Here is a 3,900-nt window from a genome sequence, read left to right as displayed (position 1 = left end):
TTAAAAGAGACTAATACTCTCCATAACTGCTATCATAGAGGTAAACGTTAAAAGATATCGATCCTGACTCTCCAGTATTAAACTGAGTATAGAAATAATGAGATAAGATCATAGGCATAACGCCTCCAGGCTTATCAGGATCTAAGAAAGCTACTGAGGTGGGCTCTACAGTAAATAACACATTGTTCAGACGACTTATATCATAATTCTGTGGAGTAACCAATTCATGTCTAGCTCTAGCAACTCCACTACTTGGAGTTGATTCATCAAACCAGTTATAGCTAGGAGCGTTAGGCATTGCCACAGAGGTTGTCGTCGAGTAGGATACTGTGAGAGAAGATTGTCGGCCAAGTGAGAGACCTACATTCCATGTGACCGTAAATGTTATAGTCTGCGCGGTTCCTAAATTCTTCGGATTCCAGTCATCGAGAACTTGTCCAGGAAATGTAGAGGTTCTCCAATTAGTCTCAGAAATAAATTTCGATGGATAATGATATTGAGTACCACAGAACGGCCAGAAAGGCCAGCAACATGTTGTGGCATATCCTTTGGCGCTGTGTTCAATATGTGCAAACCATGCATGATATGTCTTTCCTGTTAATGTGGTCACGTTTGTGTAGAAGTAATCTACTTTGACAACATAAGTACAAGCCTCGCCCTTCAGGGCGGAGGTATATTTTATAAGTTTTTATAATATTTTTGAGGGTCGGGTCTTTGGCGGACAGAAAATTCAGGATGTCCGGCGGGGGGAATCCCCGAGGTGTGTCCGCCGAAGGCTCCGACCCTCTAGAGGCATTTAAGAAGATTGTTGAGAAGAGAAAGAAAAGCAATAAGAGAGTAGTAAGGTTAAGACTGCTTCCAGAGAAACATGAGGAAGAGATATTATTTGATATCGGCTTGACATCTGTGAGGCTGTGGAACGAGCTTAATTATGAGAAGAGACAGCTGTTCTTTAAGAACGATCTGAAGCCTGAGAAGAGAGTTGAGATCAACAGAAAATATTATCATAAATATAAGAAAATTTTAGGTGTAAATGCTGGTCAAGTAATTAATAAAAATGAGGAGGCCTGGAATTCATTTTTTGAGCTTCTGAAAATGAAGAGACAAGGCAGATTATCGCCTCATATCAGAAAAATTTCTCCGCCAGGCTATTGGAAAGATAGGATCACGGGTAAAAAGAAGATCCATATTTTGATTAGAAACGATAGATATTATTTAGAGACTGTTAATGAGGGTGAGGGCCGTCTGATTCTTAAAGATTTTAAATTAAGTATAAGATATGTCGGCAGAATAAGATGGGAAGGTAAACAGGGGAGACTTGAGATTATATATGAGGCTGACAGATGGTTCGCTTATATACCTATAGAAGTTGGTGTAGATCCTCCGAAATCAAATCTCAAAGGATATATAAAGCCTAATTATAAAGATAAGAAAAATAGAATTTTTAATCCTAGATCTATTAAACAGAGAGATCCTATTGGAGACAAAAAAGCTTTCATAGATGTGGGTCTTAACAATCTGTTTGCTGTGGTGGTCTCAGACGGATCAGCATTACTTGTCAAAGGAGGAACGATCAAATCCGAATACTACTGGTGGAAAAGAGAGATCTCTACATATCAGGCTGTTAGAGATTTATTAAAGAATGCTGGGATCTCAACATGGATGAAGTATCATGAGAAATATCTTAGAGCTTTATATAAGAGGAATGAGAGACTTAGACATCTCTATAGGACAGCAATTAGATTTCTAGCTGAGATGTTATGGAGTAGAGGAGTTGAAAAGATATATGTTGGATACCCTATTATGCTTTCACAAAACAATGGTAATGAATACAACAATAACATATGGTGGTATAGAAAGATAATATTGTGGATGATAGATGTGTTTATAGAATATGGAATAGATATTGAGATTGTTTCAGAGGATTATACAAGTATAGAATGTTCTATATGTGAAGAAATACATAGAGATGGAAGAATATACAGAGGATTATACATATGTAGAAAAACTAATAAAAAGATTAATGCAGATATAAATGCAGCATTAAACATAGCGGGAAGAATAGGATACAAGATTATAGTAACAAGAAAGATCGAGAGCTATTTGGTATCACATAATGGTGTGAAACCATTAATCCCTCTCCAGAGGGCTAACACCCGAGACCCAGAGATTCGAAACCTCGCCCTTTAGGGCGGGGAGGGGTCATATTCAGATTTAGCTGATAAAAATTTATAAATTCTGAGAGTTACTTTTATAATTTCAATAATTGAATACTGTATGGTGAATAATAAAAGAGGTGATTAAGTGCCTCTGCTGGAGGTTAAAGGTTTAAAAATATACTACTTTACTCTCCGAGGAGTTGTCAAAGCAGTTGATAATGTGTCTTTTACATTAGAGAAAGGCGAGTCTCTGGCTATAGTAGGTGAGTCAGGCTCTGGAAAATCTACATTAGGCTATGGCTTGATCAGGCTGGTGCCTCCTCCAGGAAGAATTGTTGAGGGAGAGATAATATTGGATGGGACAGACTTAACTAAATTACCTGAAAGCAGAATTAGAAGAGAGATTAGATGGAAGAGAATTAGCATGGTATTCCAAGGAGCTCTCAATGCTCTCAATCCTGTTAAGAGAGTTGGAGATCAGATCGTGGATGCTATATTGGCACATGAATCTGTCACTAAGAAAGAGGCTCTTCAGAGAGCTATGGAGCTTTTAAAAGCTGTCGGCATAGATCCTAGGCGTGTAAATAATTATCCTCATGAGTTTAGTGGAGGAATGAAACAGAGAGTTGTCATAGCAATGGCTCTGGCATTAAATCCTGACATAGTTATCGCCGACGAGCCTACAACAGCACTCGACGTAGTTGTTCAGGCACAGATACTTAATCTATTGAAGAAACTTAAACAAGAGAGAAAGATGAGTATAATACTTATAACACACGACCTCTCATTGGTAGCAGAGTTGGCAGATAAAGTGGCTATAATGTATGGCGGCAAGCTGGTTGAGATAGGATCTTCAGATGATATATATACAGATCCTAAGCATCCATATACTAAAGGTCTTATGGCGAGCATACCCAGGCTGGGAGGCAAGAAAGAGCTTTATTGGATACCTGGCAATCCTCCCGACTTAAGATCTCCTCCGCCAGGATGTAGATTTCATCCTAGATGTCCATATGCCATGGATATTTGCAGAGTGAAAGAGCCTCCCTATTATAATATAAAAGACGTTTCAGTGGCTTGTTGGCTTTTTGAGGAAAAGAAGAGCGGAGGATGATCTTTATGTCCACATATTCATATAAAGATCTGATTTTATTTGGTGAAGGACTTAAAGTATATTTCTCATTGGCAAGATCTTTGACAGAAGTGTTGACATTTAAAAAAGGTAGAAACGTGAGAGCTGTCGATGGCGTAAATATATATCTTCCTAGGAACAAGGTTACATGTTTAGTTGGAGAGTCTGGATGTGGAAAAACTACTCTCGGGAGAAGTATTATAGGGTTGATAAGACCTACCGAAGGAAGAATATATTATAAACCTTCGAAAGAGCTTGAAGAGCTAATGGAGAAGGAGGGAGTTCCTAAGAGAGAAGATTTTTATGATATAACAGATGTCTCAGGAAAAATATATAAGCTTTTAAGAAGAGAGCTTCAAATAGTGTTCCAAGATCCTTACGGCTCTCTGAATCCTAGAATGACTGTAAAAGAGATTCTTGAGGAGCCTCTCATAATTCATGGAATAGGAGAGTCTGAAGACGAGAGATTAGAGATGGTGATCAAGGCTTTGACAGATGTGAAGCTGACGCCGCCAGAGGAGTTTCTTAATTTATATCCATTTCAATTATCAGGAGGTCAGAGACAGAGAGTTAATATTGCTAGAGCATTAATCTTAGGCGCTAAGGTGG

The 3,900-nt window shown here is 38.4% G+C and carries 4 protein-coding genes; 3 read left to right on the top strand and 1 reads right to left on the bottom strand.

Going from position 1 to position 3,900, the window contains the following annotated elements; genetic code table 11:
• Positions 1-10 precede the first annotated feature (10 nt).
• Positions 11-610, bottom strand: coding sequence for a hypothetical protein (locus B7L68_RS08775; RefSeq protein ID WP_162008422.1), 600 nt, complete (start codon positions 608-610; stop codon positions 11-13).
• Positions 611-714: 104 nt separating this feature from the next.
• Here B7L68_RS08775 and B7L68_RS08195 point away from each other — a divergent pair, with 104 nt between their 5' ends.
• The 3 genes from B7L68_RS08195 to B7L68_RS08540 all read left to right on the top strand — a co-directional run.
• Positions 715-2,190 carry a transposase gene (locus tag B7L68_RS08195; RefSeq protein WP_238136389.1) on the top strand — a complete coding sequence of 492 codons (1,476 nt, stop codon included), beginning with the start codon at positions 715-717 and terminating at the stop codon, positions 2,188-2,190.
• A 114-nt stretch (positions 2,191-2,304) separates the two neighbouring features.
• On the top strand, positions 2,305-3,273 hold the full coding sequence (locus B7L68_RS08190; RefSeq protein ID WP_081247173.1) for an ABC transporter ATP-binding protein: 969 nt from the start codon (positions 2,305-2,307) through the stop codon (positions 3,271-3,273).
• Positions 3,274-3,389: 116 nt separating this feature from the next.
• Positions 3,390-3,900 (top strand): ATP-binding cassette domain-containing protein (locus tag B7L68_RS08540; protein ID WP_162008421.1); only part of this gene is annotated, 511 nt, incomplete at its 3' end.

Source organism: Thermoproteus sp. CP80 (assembly GCF_002077075.2).
In the GTDB taxonomy this organism is placed as follows: domain Archaea; phylum Thermoproteota; class Thermoprotei; order Thermoproteales; family Thermoproteaceae; genus Thermoproteus.
This window is presented reverse-complemented; position numbering and strand designations above follow the sequence as displayed.